The sequence below is a fragment of the Roseovarius nanhaiticus genome, from assembly GCF_900156535.1.
GTDB lineage: Bacteria > Pseudomonadota > Alphaproteobacteria > Rhodobacterales > Rhodobacteraceae > Roseovarius > Roseovarius nanhaiticus.
This window is the reverse complement of record NZ_FTNV01000002.1, coordinates 92,721-108,476: the sequence shown is the minus strand read 5'-3', so window position 1 is coordinate 108,476 and position 15,756 is coordinate 92,721. Positions and strand designations below refer to the sequence as shown.

Sequence of the window (15,756 nt, the reverse complement as noted above, 5' to 3'; positions counted from 1 at the left end):
AGGAAACGGGGCGCAAACGGATCATCGCCCGGCACCGGCTTAGTGTTCAACGGCGCGCCAATTCGGGCGGACCGGTGACAGCGCCGAAATGAGCCTGAGGGCATCTCGTCTTTCATCGGACGGAATACGCGGAAGCAAGCGCAGGAACCTGAATGTGGCGGATGCCCGGCGGCCGCCCATCCATTCCAGAATAAGAAGCTGAAGCTCCGGGCCGATAAGATCTGCGGTGCGGTCCAGACGAAGCGGCCGGTCCGGCCTTGCCGCAAGTCCGGTCAGTCGAGATTGACCGTCCTGCGCCGGCAGAAAATTATCCATCCCGTGGCATTTGAGAAGTGGCGCAGGAGCCGGGTCGGCATCCGGCAGTAGATGGATTTGCGAGCCCAGATTTCCGCCGATATCCACAACGATATCGTCCGGATGCGCGAAATGGACGGTTTCGAGCTTTGCCCGCATCTCGGGATCAATACTCCCGTGAAGACGCATCAGCCCCGCCACACCGCCGACGCCGTTGAACGTCACAAGAGATAACGCGCGTTGAGCGGACACCTTCTTTTTCGCCATCAGATCATAAGCGAAGTACTGCGCCAGCGCCCCGCCCAGAGAATGCCCGCACACCAGAACATGAGATGCATGCAACGACGTCACTGCATCCAGCAGATTGTCCCGATTTGCGCCGTATTGGCAGAGCCCGAGATTGATGCCCGCCGCCAGGTCCAGATGCTCGTCCGAGCCTCGAAACGCAACGATTGCCGTTTCGGTTGCCGCGCAGCGCAGCAGCGCGGCCTGGAAACCCGTCTGTCCCGTCGAGCAGTCAAAACAGTCGAAAATGTGATATCCGGGCAGCCGGGGGATGGCTGCTCCGACCGGGCGATCCTGATACACCGCTGCCGCAGCGCAAGCGGCAGCGTCGCAAAGATCTGGGCGCGCAGAAATCATGTCCTGGGCTTGTCATCGGAGTCGAGCAGCGCCTCCAGTGCATCGTAGAAGACCTGCGCACCGGAGAGTGCCAGAGCGGCGATGGCAAGAAAGCCCAGAATGAATGGGCTGTTCAGGGTCACGTCAATCCAATTTGGCCGGACCACAACCGGGGAACTTCGGCCCCATTGCTGCACTTCCAGATGGGTCTTGTCCTTTGCGGCGACGAAAACCGCCGAAAGCGCGTAGTCGCCCGTGTCCCGGCGATCAAGAGCGACATGACCAAACCCTTCGGCAAGCACCGGACCGTTTTTGGCGTCCTTCATTATCGACGCCGTGTGCCCTCGCACCAGCGCGCCGCTCTTGATGGTCACGTCGCGGTCCGATCCGAAAAAGAGCCAGCGGTTCACCGGCAGCCGAACCTCGTAACTGCCGTCGTAGATGAAATTGGTCTCGTTTGGTCCGGCCGGCCGGCCCATGGAGGCCGTGCCGAGGAAGGCGAAGAGCCCTGCCTTGCGTGCAGTATCTGGACCCATCTTGACGAAACTGCCCGGAGGCACCTCATACGGCGTGCCATCGATATCTTCGAAGCGCGCAGGCGCGTTATCCATGAAGATGCGCAGCTCGCCGGTGTAGTCGGCATAGAGCCTGAGCGACGCACCCTCCGTCCATTTCACCTCGAAGCCGCGGATCTCGGTACGTTTGAATAGCGGTGGGCCACAGGCAAATTCGGCGTTCCGCACGCCCGCACCCATCGCGCCGAATTGGCACAGCTCCACCGGCCCATCGACCCGCCAGTAATTTTCGCCCGCTGAAAACATGATATCGAGCGACGTCGTCTCGGCGCCCAGAACGATCGAATGCTGCCGATGTGCCGACAGGATCACTGCGACGAGAACAAAAACGAGGCATAACGGTGTGAGCAACGCGCCCGCCAGCCCAGAGATCCGGCGCGCGCGATATATGCCAGCGCGGCTGATCACGGGCGCGGCAGACCATGCAGCGAAAAGATGACCGGAGGATCGACATCGCCATTGCGAAGCGCGAAGAGTTTGATCTCCATCGGAAGACCCTCGGCCCCCGCCATGCCCTCGATCGGACAAATCGTGTCATACGCCTTGCGCAGGCCCGTCCGTATCATCGAGCACTTCACCGGTTTTGCGGCGTCGCCCTGATAAAGGATGACATCGCTGGCGCGCAGCGAGTTGAAGTAGAGTTTCGCCGGCTCGGCTCCGGCACCGCTGGGTGGCATGTTCCAGAACGCAACGGTATCAGGCCCGGCGGGGGCGTCACACGCGCCTGCGCGCACCCGTATCGCAACCGAGTCGATCGGCAGATCGCGTAAACGGTCCATCCATGCCCGATTGCTTTGTTGGTCGGACCCGAATTCCAGTCGGTGAAAACTGCCGGTGCGACCTTGCGTGTCGTAGGTTCCCGTCGCCTCGAGAAACCCGTCCGCGGTGACCAGCCGTGCGCAAAACGCACCCTTCCAATCGCTGGGCACATGCGCATAGAGTTCGGGCCGGTCGCCATATGTATGCCGCGCACGCAGCACCCCCAGAACACGGGCGCCTGATATTTCCGCCGTCTGGCGAACAGTTACGTTGAAATTGCTCGCCTGATTGACGAAGATCGCGTCATCGGTCTGTTGCGCGTTGACACAAGGCGCTAAAAGCAGGCCCAAGATTAGAGACAATCGAAATGGGTTGGACATGACGGCAATCCATCGCTTTTTAATCTCGATCATAACCCTGATCGCCTTTTTCGATCCAGTGGCAAATGCGCAGACGGTCGCGATTGAAAATGGGGAGGGCGAAGTGGGGCATGGTTACATGTTCCGCTACGCGGGCTCCTGTTACGTCGCGATGCCGCGCCATGTGCGAGGTCTCTTTCCCAAAATCCGCTTGAGCACCGCAGCTCCTGTCGTCACCGGGACGGCAGATGCATATGCGCCATTCTGGGATGGTCTGGACCTGGCCGTGGCGGTGGCGCGCGGCGATGTCGCGGCCCGCTGCACGGCAAGCCTCCAGAACGCCGCCGGCATCAGCCCCGCAAGGCACACGGCCGACATGGAGTATCTGTTGCCAAAAGGAGAGATAGCCCGTCTTCAGGTGCGCATTGCCGATATCGGATACCTCTTCATTGAGGCAAATGTCGATCAGGGGACGGTCCCCGAGGGAATGAGCGGCGCATTCCTGTTTCAGAACGACCGCCCTGTTGGCATGGCGATCCAGTCCGATTCCGCGGACCATGCCCGGTTCATCCGGATCGAGGAAGTGGCCATGAACCTGAACCGTTGGCTTGGCGATCGCGGCGCGGTCTTTGCCCGCGACGCCGAGCTGGCGCCAGTTCGCCAGGCCACCGGTTTTGAAGTCGCTCTGGAAGAAGTTGGCGTCCTGCCCGTGGACGCAAATTCAGGCCCGGAAAATCTTCTGCGCGAGGAAGGGACATTCGTGTTTCAGCCAGAGGGCGTTGTCGAAATGGAGTTCCAGGTACCAGGGGAGTCTGCCGCTGATCTGGCCCGGGTGAGGATAAAGTCTGATCCGGACGCAGATTATGCGATGCCGCTGCGCGTCCGGATCGCCGTTTCAGGTGCAAAGACTGGCCGTATGCGCACCTTCTGGTCAGGGCAGATGGGCAGCGACGGCATTCTGGATACCGGACCTCGTGCAATCGGGACACGCGTGCGGCGCATCAGCGTCAGCATCTACAGCGCCGATGCGCCCGGGCCCGTCGGTATCCAGCAGATTGTATTTGAATGAAGCGCGTCGGCGTCTAGTCCGTCACCGGTATTTCGATCGGAATGGGCTCGTCTACACGATAAAGATTTGTCTGACCTCTCATGTAGCCGTCCTCGCCAAGCGTGAGCGGCGACCAGGAATCCGATAGAAAAACGGATGGCCCGACATCCGTGATGCGCATCGCGCAAGCGTTGCCTGCGGCATAGACGTAACAGTCATTCGCCTCATCATACCCATTGATGGGAAAGCTCGTGAAACCCCGCTTGTCTCCGTCGACCGAACCTTTGTTGTTCTGAAAATAACTCTTGAAATAGGCGCTTTCCGTGCCCGAGCCGTCATAGGTGATGTTCAACACAGGACCGGATTTCAACCATGCCTCGATGGCCAAACGCCGAACCACAGGATCACTGCTGAAGACACCGAATTCGCGTGCCATACGCTCGAGGCCGGGATCGCCCGATGCCATCATGAGTTCCATCGCCGCAATGCTGCGGGCCGGATCCGGATCATTGAGCAGCGTTCGGAATTCGTCCTCGCTAGAGACTTTCTGTTCGATCTGCGCTTTTAGCTCGTCCAGCGATATTGTCTGCGCAGCCAGCGCATGAACGGAAGCGAGTACAAAACAGGCCGGAAGAAGAACGATTTTCATCATGACGGTCTCTTGCAATTTTGGGTCCTGATCGTGGCCAGTCTGGCCGACAAAGCCCTGTTGAGGCAAGGCCCCCGTCGTCTAGACTGGTTGATCGACAGGAAAGGTATCAACTCTGAGTTCGAGATGGACGAGAACTCTCGCAAGCATGGCGGCCCAAGGTGCCGAGTAGGGCGCAGGATGTAACGAGAGATCGACGAAGCATCGTTAGAAGGTAGAGTTGAGAAGTCCACACGGATTTTGTGAGGCATCACGGTCTCCTCTTTCGCTGACTTTCGAAAATTTTGGGGGCGTTCCGATCTGGCCGGAAACCGGTCGAGTGGGGTAAGTTACTGTGGTTCCACGCCGGGATGCGCAGCGTGAGCGTGGCGAAGCTCTGGTTCGGAGGTGACGCGCGCGCCAGATGTTGGTACTCGGGCGCAAGCGATGTCGGAAATTCCATAGAGACCGAGGAAAACCCTGGGAGCCCAATGAAATCCCAATCTTTGGATGTCGGTCGAGGATTTGTTTAGGTATATGAAATTAAACGTAAATGCTTCTTCTCGGCTTTCTGTCGCCCCGATGATGGACTGGACGGACCGCCATTGCCGGCATCTGCACCGTCTGCTCAGTCGTCATGCGCTGCTATACACCGAGATGGTCACCGCGCCGGCGCTGGTGCGTGGCGGGGCGGTGCACCTTCTGGATCACGGGGCGGCGGAGCATCCCGTGGCGCTGCAGCTTGGCGGCTCGGATCCGGCGGAGCTGGCAGAGGCTACAAGGCTGGGTGCAGAGGCAGGCTACCGCGAGATCAATCTCAACGTGGGCTGCCCCAGTGACCGGGTGCAGTCGGGCACATTTGGCGCCGTGCTGATGAAATCGCCCGATCTGGTCGCCGAATGCTGTGCCGCGATGCGCGCGGTGACGGATCTGCCGGTCACGGTGAAATGCCGCATCGGGGTGGACGATCAGGATCCACACGTGGTCCTGCCGGACTTCATAGAGCGCGTTGCGGCCTCGGGCGTCACGCGCATGGCGATCCACGCGCGTATGGCGTGGCTGCAGGGGCTGAGCCCGAAGGAAAACCGCGATATCCCTCCGCTTGACTACCCGCTGGTCCACCGCATGAAAGAGGCGTTTCCCGCGCTGCATCTGTCAGTCAATGGCGGAATTGACAGTCTGGACGCCGCCGAGGCGCATCTGGCGGCGGGCATGGATGGCGTCATGATCGGACGCGCGGCCTATCACGCGCCCGCACAGATCCTCTGCGCTGCCGACCGGCGCATCTTTGGTGCGGATACGCCGGACAGCACCCCCGAGGACGCGGCGCGCGCCATGATGGACTATGCCGAGGCGCATCTGGCCCAAGGCGGGCGGTTGGGTCAGATCACACGCCATATGCTGGGGCTTTTTACCGGGCGTCCCGGTGCGCGGGCGTGGCGGCGCATGCTGTCGGAGGGCGCGCATCTGCCCGGCGCGGGGCCCGAGCTGATCGCGCAGGCGCTGGCGCAAGTCACCGAGGCGCAGGAGGCGGCCAATTCCGATTGCACCCCTGCGGCAAACCCGGTCTAGTCCGGCCAAACACAACGGCGCCAGAGCGGCCGTCAGCCAAGGACCTAGACCCATGCCAGATCCCTCCCTTTTGATGGCGATGACCGCCATGCTGCTGGCCATCGGGGCCTTTGCGGGTGTTCTGGCCGGGCTCTTGGGCGTGGGGGGCGGTATCATCCTTGTGCCCGCGTTTTTCTATGCCTTCACCACGCTAGGCTATGGCGGGCCGCAATTGATGCAGGTGTGCCTTGCCACCTCGCTGGCGACCATCATCGTGACGTCTGTGCGGTCGGTTCTGGCGCATCACCGCCGCGGGGCCGTCGATTGGGACATCCTTCGCCGCTGGGCGCCGGGCATCGCGCTGGGGGCGGTTTTGGGTGTCGTCGTGGCGGCGGGCCTCAGATCCGCGACGCTGCAGGGCATCTTCGGCATTCTGGCATTTGCCGTGGGCATCTACATGACCTTTGGGCGCGCGCATTGGCGGCTGGGCGCGGCGATGCCGGGCGGGTGGCGCCGGGCGCTCGTATCGCCTGTGGTCGGTTTCCTGTCGGTCCTGATGGGCATCGGCGGTGGCAGCTTCGGCGTGCCGCTAATGAGCCTGCATGCCGTGCCCATTCACCGCGCGGTCGCGACGGCGGCAGGGTTCGGCGCAGCCATTGCGGTGCCGTCGGTCATCGGCTTTCTGATGCTGAATGTCGGCGCCGAGGGGCGCCCGCCCTTCACGCTGGGCGCTGTGAACGGCCCCGCCTTCCTGATCGTCATCGCCATGACGCTGATCACCGCGCCGCTGGGCGCGCGGCTGGCCCATGCGATGGATCCGAAACCGCTCAAGCGGATATTCGGTGTCTTCCTGACGCTGATCGCGCTCAACATGCTGCGCAAGGCGGTGGGATGGTAGAAGGTGCCCTGCAATCTGCGGGGTGGACGCGGTTTGCCCATGATGCCGGACTCGCGCGGTGGGCCGAGGCGGCCAAGGCGGCGGCACTGATCCGTATGGCCGAGCCTGCGCATCGCGCAGAGTGGCTGCAATGCGGCGGCACGTGGTTCGTGGGCGTTGATACCTTGCCCAACGATGCTGATGGTTCCGTCGCGGGCAGCGGTCCTCTGACCGGGCCGGGATACGATCTGGCGCGGCGGCTCTACGGTGATCTGCCGCTGCATGCTGGACAGGTCTCGGTCACCTGGCCGGGCTATCCTCAGCCGCGCAAGGGCGAGGGCGAAGCCGCCTTTCGCTATCGCCAGCGGCGCGATGCGGCGCATGTGGACGGGCTTCTGGCCATCGGCCCGGACCGCCTCCGCATGCTGAAAGAGCGCCACGCCTATATTCTGGGCTTGCCCCTGACCGAAGCGGGCGCCGGCGCCAGTCCGCTGACCGTCTGGGAGGGCAGTCACGAGATCATGCGCGCCGCCTTCGCGGAGGCGCTGGCGGATACGCCGTCCGAAAAGTGGGGCGATGTCGATCTGACCGAGGTCTACAAGGCCGCGCGCCGCGACGTCTTTGACCGCTGCAGGCGCGTGCCTCTGGCCGCTCGGCCGGGAGAGGCGATCCTTGTTCACCGGCTTGCGCTGCACGGGGTTGCCCCGTGGGAGGCGGGGGCCGAGGCGCCGCCCGAGGGCCGCATGATCGCCTATTTCAGGCCGGAGTTCAGAGGCTCGGGCGATGATTGGCTGTGCGCGCCCTGACGCAGATCGCAGGCGAATGGCAGATCATCGCAGGTCTGCGCCAAGCTGCGCTTGCCGACACTGCGACGCGTCGATAGCGTGCGGCCAACTCACTGATAGGATGCGACTCATGGATAGAAACCTCGATTTCAAACGCCGCGCCAAAGCGCTCACACTTGCATCGCTGGCCGCGGTCTTCAGCGGCGGTGCAGCCGCTGCGCAGGCCGATCTTACCCTTGCGCTCGATTTGGGGCCGGACGGATCGCTGACAGCCGTGCCCTACACGTGCACCGACGGCAGCGAATTGGTGGTGCGCTATGTGACTGCCGGGTCCAACAGCCTCGCGCTGATCCCGCTGAAAGGCGAAGTTCTGATTTTTGCCGGCGTCGTCGCGGGTTCGGGGGCGCGGTATGTCTCGGGTGCGCTGGATTGGCACAGCAAAGGTGATGAGGCGATCCTGACCGACGAGCTGGGCGATGCGGAGCCTTTGACCTGTAACGCGCAGCCCGAGTGACCGGGGCGGCATGGCGGGCGGGCGTGCCTAGCCTTCGCCGCGCGTGAGCCGGGCGGCGCGCCCGCCGCGCCGTTTGCGCAAAAGTCCGGCGCGATCCGGCAATTCGTCCATGACCTGACTGCGCTGATCATTCGTCATGCGGGACCAGCGAGTGATCTCGTCGATACTGCGCAGGCATCCGGTGCAGATGCGCGCCTCAGGATGCACAACGCAGACGCGAATACACGGCGATTGCACTTCATCGCGGCTCCAGACCGGATCTTCCGGTGTATCGCTTGCGTCCATCATAGCGCCGCCCTCATATGTCCCAAACGGTCCAGAACCCCTTGAAGGATATATGAGGCCGCAATGTTGTCGATCCTCTCGGCGCGACGTTTGCGAGACGTATCCGCCTCGAGCAGCGCCCTTTCGGCGGCCACGGTCGACAAACGCTCGTCCCAATAGCCGATGGGCAAGTCCACCAGATCCGGCAGGCGGCTGAGGTTGCGGGCAAAGGCGCGCGTGGATTGGCAGCGCGGCCCTTCGCTTCCGTCCATGTTGCGCGGCAGACCCAGGATCAGCCCGCCTACCTGGCGCGCCGCGATCAGCTCGCACAGGCGCGCGGCATCGAGGGTGAATTTGCGACGCTTCACCGTCTCGAGCGGGCTGGCCACCGACCACAGCCCGTCCGATACGGCGACGCCGATTGTCTTGTCGCCCAGGTCAAGGCCCATGAGCGCGCGCATCGGCGGCAGGGCGGCGGCGAAGTCGGTGATGTCCTCGTGGATCATTCAGCGGTGCCTGTGGCGGGCGCCGCGCCAGCGGGGGGCAATCCCGCGCGCTCGGCAGCGCCGTCCAGCAAGGCCATCGCCTCGGCATCTTCGGCGAAGGTGCCGCGCGCCTCGTCCAGAATGGCGGCGGCGCGCTCTGTCTCGCCGATGACACCGAGCGCAACAATAAGCCGGGCCCAATCCTGCGGCGGGCCGCCCTCACTGGCCAGCCGCGCCAGCAGACCGTCGACCATGCTGCGCACGAAAGTCTGGCGCTCGGCCTCGGTCATCTCGCTTGCGGCTTCGATATCATCGGCGGAGGGGCCGCGCGGCGCGGTCAGATCAGCCTGCGCCTGCGGGGGCAGGGTGTAATTGATACCCGCGCGCTCTGCGACCTCCTCGATCTGGCCGCGTAGCGGCGCAACCCAGACCGCGTCGGGGGGGCTCTCGCTCAGAAGTTTCTCCCACGTGCGGAACGCGGCATCCGCCCTGTCTACCTGGGCGAAGTAGACGCCGAGGTAGTAGCGTGCCTCGGGCTGGGCCGGGTCGATGGCAAGCGCGGCGCGCAGGCTCGCCTCGGCCTCTGCCGAGACATATCCCCCCGCCGCAGTGATCATCAGATCGGCCAGAAAAGCATGATCGGCGGCCAGCACATCGTCGCCCTTGGCGGCGATCAGACGCTCCTGCGCGCGCTGCGCGGCCCCGGTATTGCCAAGGCTCGCCTCGTTTCGGGCCAGAAGGGCGAGACCGCGCACATCATCCGGGCGCTGCTCGACCGCCGCGCGCAACTGCACCATCAGCTGGGCGAAATCCTCGGGCGGGGTGATGGCCGCATCCTTGGGGCCAAAGCGCTCTTCGGCCTCGGCCTGGCTTAGCCGGTTCGCGCGCTCGGCGTCCGATGCCGCGAGGCGCGCGCCGCGCGGCTGGTCAGGATAGCCGGGCGCGCCCAACTGCCAGTAGCCAAAGATCGTGCCCGCGCCCACCGCAATCACCAGAAACGCCGCCATGACACGTCCCGCGCCGCGCGGCTGGCCGCCATCGGCGCCATGCGCGCGCAGCTGCGCATCGGCGGCCAGAATGCGGCGCGACACCTCGGCGCGCAGGCGGCCCGCCTCGGTTTGGGTGATGACGCCGCGCGCCAGATCCTTGTCGACGCCCGCCAGTTGGACGCGGTAAATCTCGAGGTCATAGGCGGCGGGCGGCGCGGCACTGGCGCGACCGCGCAGCAGGGCAGCGGCGATCAGCGCACCCGCCCCGAGGGCCAGCAGTGTCGCGACGATCCAGAATGTCATGGCGTCCCTCCCGAATATCCCAGTTCACATAGCGGCGCGGCGCTACATGCGAAAGGGGGGAAGGGGGCCGAGCCGCTTTTGAGACGACAAGCGAGGCACCTATGGGCCGCTGCATGTTGTCGCATCCGCCTGATCCCAAGGCTGCGCCGCGCGCATTGTCGCAAACTGCATACTCTGCGCCGCACCGTGTATGTTGTTGAGAGCGCGACGCGCCCATATGCTATGTAATCCGCGCATCCAAGCGAATCCATCCAGAGTGAGACCGCGCATGAAACGCTATTCTGCCTTCGCCGTCGCCCGTGAGGCGCTTCGCAACCACACAGGGTGGGAGCGCGCCTGGGCATCGCCCGAGCCCAAGAAGAAATATGACGTGATCATCATCGGCGCGGGCGGTCATGGCCTGGCAACCGCCTATTACCTTGGCAAGAATTTCGGCATTACCAATGTCGCAATTCTGGAGAAGGGCTGGCTGGGCGGCGGCAACACGGGCCGCAACACGACCATCATCCGCTCGAACTATTTGCAGGATCCCTCGGCCGCGATTTACGAAAAATCCCGCTCGCTTTACGAGACGATGAGCCAGGATCTGAACTATAACGTCATGTTTTCCCCGCGTGGCTGCATGATGCTGGCCCAGACCCAGCATGAGGTGCGCGGCTACGAGCGTACCGCACACGCAAACGCGCTGCAGGGGGTCAAGACCGAATTCATCGGCCCCGAGCGGGTCAAACAGCTGGTGCCGATCATCAATATCGACGGGCCACGTTATCCGGTGCTTGGCGCGCTGTGGCAGGCACGGGCCGGGACCGCACGTCACGATGCGGTGGCCTGGGGCTATGCGCGGGCTTGTTCGGACATGGGCATGCATGTCATCCAGAAATGCGAGGTCACGGGGATCGAGCAGTCGAACGGCAAGGTGACGGGCGTCAACACCAACCGCGGCACCATTGGCTGTGACAAGCTTGGCATGGTCGTTGCAGGCCATTCGGGCCATCTTGCCGATATGGCGGGCTTCCGCATGCCGATCGAAAGTGTGTCTCTTCAGGCCCTCGTCAGCGAGCCGATCAAACCCTGCATGGACGTGGTTGTCATGGCCAATACCGTGCACGGCTACATGAGCCAGTCCGACAAGGGCGAGATGGTGATCGGCGGCGGCACCGACGGTTACAATAACTACACCCAGCGCGGCGCCTTCCATCATATCGAGGAAACGGTGCGCGCCCTGGTCGAGACCTTCCCGATGATCGCGCGCCTCAAGATGCTGCGGCAATGGGGTGGCATCGTGGACGTGACAGGCGACCGCTCGCCGATCCTGTCGAAAACGCCCGTGGACGGTGTCTTCGTCAACTGCGGCTGGGGCACCGGTGGCTTCAAGGCGATCCCCGGCTCGGGCTGGGCCATGGCCGAGCTGATGGCCAAGGGCCATTCGCCGCTGACCGACGCGTTCGGCCTCAACCGCTTCCACGAGGGCCGCTTCATCGACGAGAGCGTCGCGGCAGGGGTGGCACATTGATGATCCACCCTCCAAAATTCTTCGAAGAATTCTGTTCAGAGTTTTCGAAAACTCTGCGCACCCAGACATCCGGAGATACGACATGCTGATCCTGACCTGCCCCTGCTGCGGCGTGACCGGCGAGGAGACCGAATTCCACGGCGGCGGCGAGGCGCATCTCAAGCGCCATGGCCCCGGCTCGTCCGAGCAGGAGTTCCACGACTACCTTTTTTCCAAGGTGAACCCCAAGGGCGTCCACCTGGAGCGTTGGCGCCACAATAACGGCTGCGGCAAGTGGTTTCACGCGGCGCGCGATACGGTGACGCTGGAAATCTACGGCACGTATTCGGCGCAGACGACCGAGCCGCCACAGGAAATCAAGGACGCCATCACCGCCAAGCGGCCCGGCTGGTCCTGGAGGGAGTTCTCATGACCTTTCATTGTTCCAAAAATACTCAAACGGCGTCAATCACACGCGCGGAGGCACGGGCATGAGCACACGTCTGGCAAATGGCGGCCGCCTGATCGACAAGGCGCGCCGGATGGATTTCACCTTCAACGGCAAGCGGTTCAAGGGCTTTGCTGGCGACACGATCGCCTCGGCGCTTCTGGCCAATGACCAGATGCTGATGGGCCGCTCGTTCAAGTATCACCGCCCGCGCGGCGTGGTCGCCTCTGGCGCCGAAGAGCCGAATGGCCTTGTCGGCATGGGCAGCGGCGCCAGCTTTGAGCCGAACCAGCGCGTCACCACGACCGAGCTTTTCGACGGTCTGACCTGCGCCAGCCAGAACCACTGGCCGAGCCTCGAGTTCGACGTAGGCGCGATCAACACCAAGCTGGCGCGTTTCTTGCCCGCGGGCTTCTACTACAAGATGTTCATCCATCCACGTCCCTTGTGGAAGCACGTGTATGAGCCGATCATTCGCAAATCGGCGGGTCTTGGCGCCGCGCCCGATCAGCGCGACAACGACACATACGAGCATTTCTACGCATTCTGCGACGTGCTGGTCATCGGCGGCGGTATCGCGGGTTTGCAAGCGGCTCATGCGGCCGCGACGACCGGGGCCAAGGTCATGCTGATCGAGCAGACGGCGCATTGGGGCGGCCGTGCGCCCGTAGATGGCGGCACCGTCGATGGCAAGCCTGTGGCCGAGTATATCGACGGCCTCGTCGCCGATCTCGAGGCGATGGACAACGTCACCTTGCGCAACCGCATGATGGGCGCGGGCGTCTATGACCACGGCTATGTTCTGGGCTACGAGCGCTGCACCGATCACGACCCCAAGGCGGCCGGCCCGCGCCATCGCCTCTGGCGCATCCGCGCCGGGCAGATTGTTACGGCCACGGGTGCCATCGAACGCCCGCTCAGCTTTGCGGGTAACGACATTCCGGGCGTCATGCTGGCGTCGGCCGTGCGGGATTATGTGGTGGATTACGGCGTCTCCATCGGGGATCGCACGGTTGTGGTCACCAACAATGACGACGCCTACCGCACCGCGATCACGCTCAAGGAAAACGGCCTGGACGTGCCTGTGATCCTCGATGCGCGGGTGACGGCGCAGGATAGCGCGCTGATGGCACAGGCGAAATCCATGGGCATCCGTGTCCTGATGGGCCACGGCATCTCGTCCGTTCAGGGCGGCAAGCGCGTGACCGGCGTCGGCGTCTGTAGCCAGGCCGGTGAAGGCGCCGTGCTGGAAGAGATCGCCTGCGATGTGGTCGCCATGTCGGGCGGCTGGTCGCCGGTGGTGCATCTTTGGTCCCATTGCGGCGGCAAGCTGACATGGGACGAGGCGAGCGCCGCCTTCCGTCCCGATTCGAACAAGGCGCCCACGGGCGCCGATGGCGAGGCGTTCGTCACGCCCGCAGGCGCGGCGAATGGTGCGTATCGCCTGTCCGAAATCCTGAGCGACGCGGTCGCCGCCGGTGCCAAGGCCGCCAAGGCCGCAGGTCACAAGGGCGACGCGCCCAAGGCGCCCGAGGCCGGGGCCGAAGACGAGGCGCCGATGGCCCCCGTCTGGATGATGCCGCAGGGTGCGGGCATCGCCAAGCGGCAGAAGGCGTGGCTGGATTATCAGAACGATGTCAAAGTGTCCGACGTGCAGCTGGCCGCGCAGGAAGGCTTCGAGTCTGTCGAGCATGCCAAGCGCTACACGACGCTCGGCATGGCGACGGATCAGGGAAAGCTGAGCAACATCAACGGTCTCGCGATCCTTTCTGATGCTTTGGGTCAACCTATCCCGCAGACTGGCACGACCACGTTCCGCCCGCCCTACACGCCCATCTCGATGGCCTCCATCGCGGGCGAGGCGCGCGACGAGCGGTTCCAGCCGATCCGCCGCACGCCGCTCTATGACTGGCATGTGGAAAACGGCGCCTATTTCGAGCCCGTGGGCCAGTGGCGCCGCCCCTATACCTACCAGCGCGGCCCCGAGACGATCGAAGAGGCCGTTGCGCGCGAGGTCAAGGCGACGCGCCAGAGCCTTGGCATGCTGGACGCCTCGACCCTGGGCAAGCTCTTGGTCAAGGGGCCGGATGCGGGCAAATTCCTCGACATGCTCTACACCAACATGATGAGCACGTTGAAAGTGGGTCGTTGCCGCTATGGTCTTATGTGCAGCGAGAACGGCTTTCTTGTGGATGACGGCGTTGTTGCGCGTGTGGGTGAAGACGCGTTCTTGTGCCACACCACCACGGGCGGCGCCGACAGCATCCATGGTCACATGGAGGAATGGCTTCAGACCGAGTGGTGGGATTGGAACGTCTATGTCGCCAACCTGACCGAGCAATACGCCCAAATCGCCGTGGTCGGCCCCAAGGCACGCGAGACGCTGCAAAAGCTGACCACCGATGATATCAGCGCCGAGGCGCTGCCCTTCATGGCGTGGACCGATATCACGCTTGCGGGCATGCAGGCGCGGGTCTATCGCATCTCCTTCTCGGGCGAGCTGAGCTACGAGATCGCCGTCAAGGCGTCCGAGGGCCGCGCGCTCTGGGATGCGCTGCTGGCGGCGGGGCAGACGGCCAATATCACGCCCTACGGCACCGAGGCGCTGCATATCATGCGGGCCGAGAAGGGCTTTATCATGATCGGGGACGAGACCGACGGCACCGTCATCCCGCAGGATCTGGGCCTTGACTGGGCCATTTCCAAGAAGAAGGAAGACTATATCGGCAAGCGGGCGCAGGCGCGCAGCCACATGACCGATCCCAAGCGTTGGAAGCTGGTCGGGCTTGAGACGGTGGATGGCAAGGTGCTGCCCGATGGCGCCTATGCGACCGCCGAGGGCACCAACGACAACGGCCAGCGCGAGACGCAAGGGCGGGTCACCTCGACCTACCATTCGCCCACGCTGGACCGCGGGATTGCCATGGGCCTCGTGCTGAACGGGCCGGACCGGATGGGCGAGGTGCTGGAGTTTCCGCGCGTCGATGGAACGGTGATGCGGGCCAAGATCGTCGATCCGGTCTTCTTTGACCGCGAAGGGGAGAAGCAGAATGTCTAATACAGTCAGCGCCTTGAACGGCGCCAGTGCGCAAGGCTTTGTCCAGATCCGCGACATGGGTCTGCAGGGCATGATCACCCTGCGCGGCGATCTCTCGGCCTCCCAGTTCAAGAAAGGTGTCTTTGGCGCGATTGGCGGCGAGATGCCCGGACCGGGGCAGATCAATGTCAGCGATGGCGGCAATACAGCGTGGATGTCGCCGGACGAATTGCTGATCGTCGTGCCCTATCCGCAGGTTAAGACCAAACTGGACGAGATCGCCTCGGGCCTTGGCGGCGTGCATCATCTGGCAGTCGATGTGTCGGACGCGCGCTGCATGTTCAGCATTGCCGGTGAGGACGCGCTGGTGCGCGAGGCCCTGGCCAAGCTGATGCCGGTGGATTTCAGCCCCGAGGCGTTCAAACCGGGCCAGTTCCGCCGCTCGCGGATGGCGCAGGTGGCCGCCGCTGTCTGGATGGCGGGCGAAGGCGAGGCGCGCGTCGTCTGCTTCCGCTCGGTCGCGCAGTATGTGTTCGACCTGCTCAAGGGGGCCGCGGCGCCCGGCAGTGAAGTGCGTTACCTCTGAAAATGCGCCATTGGCGGGCGATATCCCGCCGGGTGATCTAACTGATGGGGCGCGGCGCAGGAACCTGCACCGCGCCCTTGACGTTCTCCCCCCAAGGCTACCATTTGGTGGCCACAGAGTTTTTCATTTCAGAAGGGGATC

16 protein-coding genes are annotated in these 15,756 nt (G+C 63.7%); 9 read left to right on the top strand and 7 right to left on the bottom strand.

What is annotated here, in order from left to right:
• Nucleotides 1-39 precede the first annotated feature (39 nt).
• The 3 genes from BW975_RS10705 to BW975_RS10695 are packed head-to-tail and all read right to left on the bottom strand — an operon-like array spanning nucleotide 40 to nucleotide 2,629.
• Complete coding sequence (locus BW975_RS10705) at nucleotides 40-936, bottom strand: lipase family protein (protein ID WP_076533828.1); 897 nt, start codon at nucleotides 934-936, stop codon at nucleotides 40-42.
• On the bottom strand, nucleotides 933-1,841 hold the full coding sequence (locus tag BW975_RS10700; RefSeq protein ID WP_139194263.1) for a hypothetical protein: 909 nt from the start codon (nucleotides 1,839-1,841) through the stop codon (nucleotides 933-935). The genes BW975_RS10705 and BW975_RS10700 overlap by 4 nt, the downstream gene beginning before the upstream one ends.
• A 53-nt stretch (nucleotides 1,842-1,894) precedes the next feature.
• The gene (locus BW975_RS10695; RefSeq protein WP_076533823.1) at nucleotides 1,895-2,629 is read right to left on the bottom strand and encodes a hypothetical protein; all 735 of its coding nucleotides are present in this window, start codon (nucleotides 2,627-2,629) and stop codon (nucleotides 1,895-1,897) included.
• Here BW975_RS10695 and BW975_RS10690 point away from each other — a divergent pair.
• Nucleotides 2,628-3,677, top strand: a complete 1,050-nt coding sequence (locus BW975_RS10690; protein ID WP_076533821.1) for a hypothetical protein — start codon at nucleotides 2,628-2,630, stop codon at nucleotides 3,675-3,677. The two genes, BW975_RS10695 and BW975_RS10690, sit on opposite strands and share 2 nt — an antisense overlap.
• Nucleotides 3,678-3,690: 13 nt before the next feature.
• Here BW975_RS10690 and BW975_RS10685 read toward each other — a convergent pair whose 3' ends face one another.
• The gene (locus tag BW975_RS10685; protein ID WP_076533819.1) at nucleotides 3,691-4,308 is read right to left on the bottom strand and encodes a HEAT repeat domain-containing protein; all 618 of its coding nucleotides are present in this window, start codon (nucleotides 4,306-4,308) and stop codon (nucleotides 3,691-3,693) included.
• Nucleotides 4,309-4,821: 513 nt separating this feature from the next.
• On the opposite strand from BW975_RS10685, the gene dusA reads away from it, so the two are divergent.
• The 4 genes from dusA (at nucleotide 4,822) to BW975_RS10665 (ending at nucleotide 8,011) form a co-directional block, all read left to right on the top strand.
• Nucleotides 4,822-5,856 (top strand): tRNA dihydrouridine(20/20a) synthase DusA, encoded by a 1,035-nt coding sequence (gene dusA / locus BW975_RS10680; RefSeq protein WP_076534729.1) that lies wholly within the window; start codon nucleotides 4,822-4,824, stop codon nucleotides 5,854-5,856.
• A gap of 52 nt (nucleotides 5,857-5,908) precedes the next feature.
• Nucleotides 5,909-6,733, top strand: coding sequence for a sulfite exporter TauE/SafE family protein (locus BW975_RS10675; RefSeq protein WP_076533817.1), 825 nt, complete (start codon nucleotides 5,909-5,911; stop codon nucleotides 6,731-6,733).
• Nucleotides 6,727-7,518, top strand: coding sequence for a hypothetical protein (locus BW975_RS10670; protein WP_076533815.1), 792 nt, complete (start codon nucleotides 6,727-6,729; stop codon nucleotides 7,516-7,518). The genes BW975_RS10675 and BW975_RS10670 overlap by 7 nt, the downstream gene beginning before the upstream one ends.
• Nucleotides 7,519-7,627: 109 nt before the next feature.
• Nucleotides 7,628-8,011, top strand: coding sequence for an MliC family protein (locus tag BW975_RS10665; protein ID WP_076533813.1), 384 nt, complete (start codon nucleotides 7,628-7,630; stop codon nucleotides 8,009-8,011).
• A gap of 27 nt (nucleotides 8,012-8,038) precedes the next feature.
• Here BW975_RS10665 and BW975_RS10660 read toward each other — a convergent pair whose 3' ends face one another.
• From BW975_RS10660 to ccmI, 3 genes are read right to left on the bottom strand one after another with little or no spacing between them, the layout of a single operon-like run.
• Entirely contained in the window at nucleotides 8,039-8,299 is a 261-nt protein-coding gene (locus tag BW975_RS10660; protein WP_418314338.1) for a DUF1289 domain-containing protein, read from the bottom strand.
• On the bottom strand, nucleotides 8,296-8,781 hold the full coding sequence (gene ruvX / locus BW975_RS10655) for a Holliday junction resolvase RuvX (RefSeq protein ID WP_076533811.1): 486 nt from the start codon (nucleotides 8,779-8,781) through the stop codon (nucleotides 8,296-8,298). Before ruvX ends, BW975_RS10660 begins: the two co-directional genes overlap by 4 nt.
• Entirely contained in the window at nucleotides 8,778-10,052 is a 1,275-nt protein-coding gene (gene ccmI, locus BW975_RS10650; protein ID WP_076533809.1) for a c-type cytochrome biogenesis protein CcmI, read from the bottom strand. Before ccmI ends, ruvX begins: the two co-directional genes overlap by 4 nt.
• A gap of 268 nt (nucleotides 10,053-10,320) precedes the next feature.
• Between ccmI and BW975_RS10645 the strand changes: the two genes are divergently transcribed.
• The 4 genes from BW975_RS10645 to BW975_RS10630 all read left to right on the top strand — a co-directional run bounded on the left by BW975_RS10645 (nucleotide 10,321) and on the right by BW975_RS10630 (nucleotide 15,615).
• Complete coding sequence (locus BW975_RS10645) at nucleotides 10,321-11,565, top strand: sarcosine oxidase subunit beta family protein (RefSeq protein ID WP_076533808.1); 1,245 nt, start codon at nucleotides 10,321-10,323, stop codon at nucleotides 11,563-11,565.
• 82 nt (nucleotides 11,566-11,647) lie between these two features.
• Nucleotides 11,648-11,977, top strand: a complete 330-nt coding sequence (locus BW975_RS10640; protein WP_076533806.1) for a sarcosine oxidase subunit delta — start codon at nucleotides 11,648-11,650, stop codon at nucleotides 11,975-11,977.
• Nucleotides 11,978-12,035: 58 nt separating this feature from the next.
• Entirely contained in the window at nucleotides 12,036-15,050 is a 3,015-nt protein-coding gene (locus tag BW975_RS10635) for a sarcosine oxidase subunit alpha family protein (RefSeq protein ID WP_076534726.1), read from the top strand.
• Nucleotides 15,043-15,615 (top strand): sarcosine oxidase subunit gamma, encoded by a 573-nt coding sequence (locus BW975_RS10630; RefSeq protein WP_076533804.1) that lies wholly within the window; start codon nucleotides 15,043-15,045, stop codon nucleotides 15,613-15,615. The genes BW975_RS10635 and BW975_RS10630 overlap by 8 nt, the downstream gene beginning before the upstream one ends.
• Nucleotides 15,616-15,756: the final 141 nt, after the last annotated feature.

Coding starts and splice junctions, on each gene's coding strand:
- BW975_RS10705 (WP_076533828.1), bottom strand. CDS start 936: ATGATTTCTGCGCGCCCAGATCTTTGCGACGCTGCCGCTTGCGCTGCG.
- BW975_RS10640 (WP_076533806.1), top strand. CDS start 11,648: ATGCTGATCCTGACCTGCCCCTGCTGCGGCGTGACCGGCGAGGAGACC.
- BW975_RS10670 (WP_076533815.1), top strand. CDS start 6,727: ATGGTAGAAGGTGCCCTGCAATCTGCGGGGTGGACGCGGTTTGCCCAT.
- BW975_RS10630 (WP_076533804.1), top strand. CDS start 15,043: ATGTCTAATACAGTCAGCGCCTTGAACGGCGCCAGTGCGCAAGGCTTT.
- BW975_RS10665 (WP_076533813.1), top strand. CDS start 7,628: ATGGATAGAAACCTCGATTTCAAACGCCGCGCCAAAGCGCTCACACTT.
- ccmI (WP_076533809.1), bottom strand. CDS start 10,052: ATGACATTCTGGATCGTCGCGACACTGCTGGCCCTCGGGGCGGGTGCG.
- BW975_RS10685 (WP_076533819.1), bottom strand. CDS start 4,308: ATGATGAAAATCGTTCTTCTTCCGGCCTGTTTTGTACTCGCTTCCGTT.
- ruvX (WP_076533811.1), bottom strand. CDS start 8,781: ATGATCCACGAGGACATCACCGACTTCGCCGCCGCCCTGCCGCCGATG.
- BW975_RS10675 (WP_076533817.1), top strand. CDS start 5,909: ATGCCAGATCCCTCCCTTTTGATGGCGATGACCGCCATGCTGCTGGCC.
- dusA (WP_076534729.1), top strand. CDS start 4,822: ATGAAATTAAACGTAAATGCTTCTTCTCGGCTTTCTGTCGCCCCGATG.
- BW975_RS10635 (WP_076534726.1), top strand. CDS start 12,036: ATGAGCACACGTCTGGCAAATGGCGGCCGCCTGATCGACAAGGCGCGC.
- BW975_RS10690 (WP_076533821.1), top strand. CDS start 2,628: ATGACGGCAATCCATCGCTTTTTAATCTCGATCATAACCCTGATCGCC.
- BW975_RS10660 (WP_418314338.1), bottom strand. CDS start 8,299: ATGATGGACGCAAGCGATACACCGGAAGATCCGGTCTGGAGCCGCGAT.
- BW975_RS10645 (WP_076533808.1), top strand. CDS start 10,321: ATGAAACGCTATTCTGCCTTCGCCGTCGCCCGTGAGGCGCTTCGCAAC.
- BW975_RS10695 (WP_076533823.1), bottom strand. CDS start 2,629: ATGTCCAACCCATTTCGATTGTCTCTAATCTTGGGCCTGCTTTTAGCG.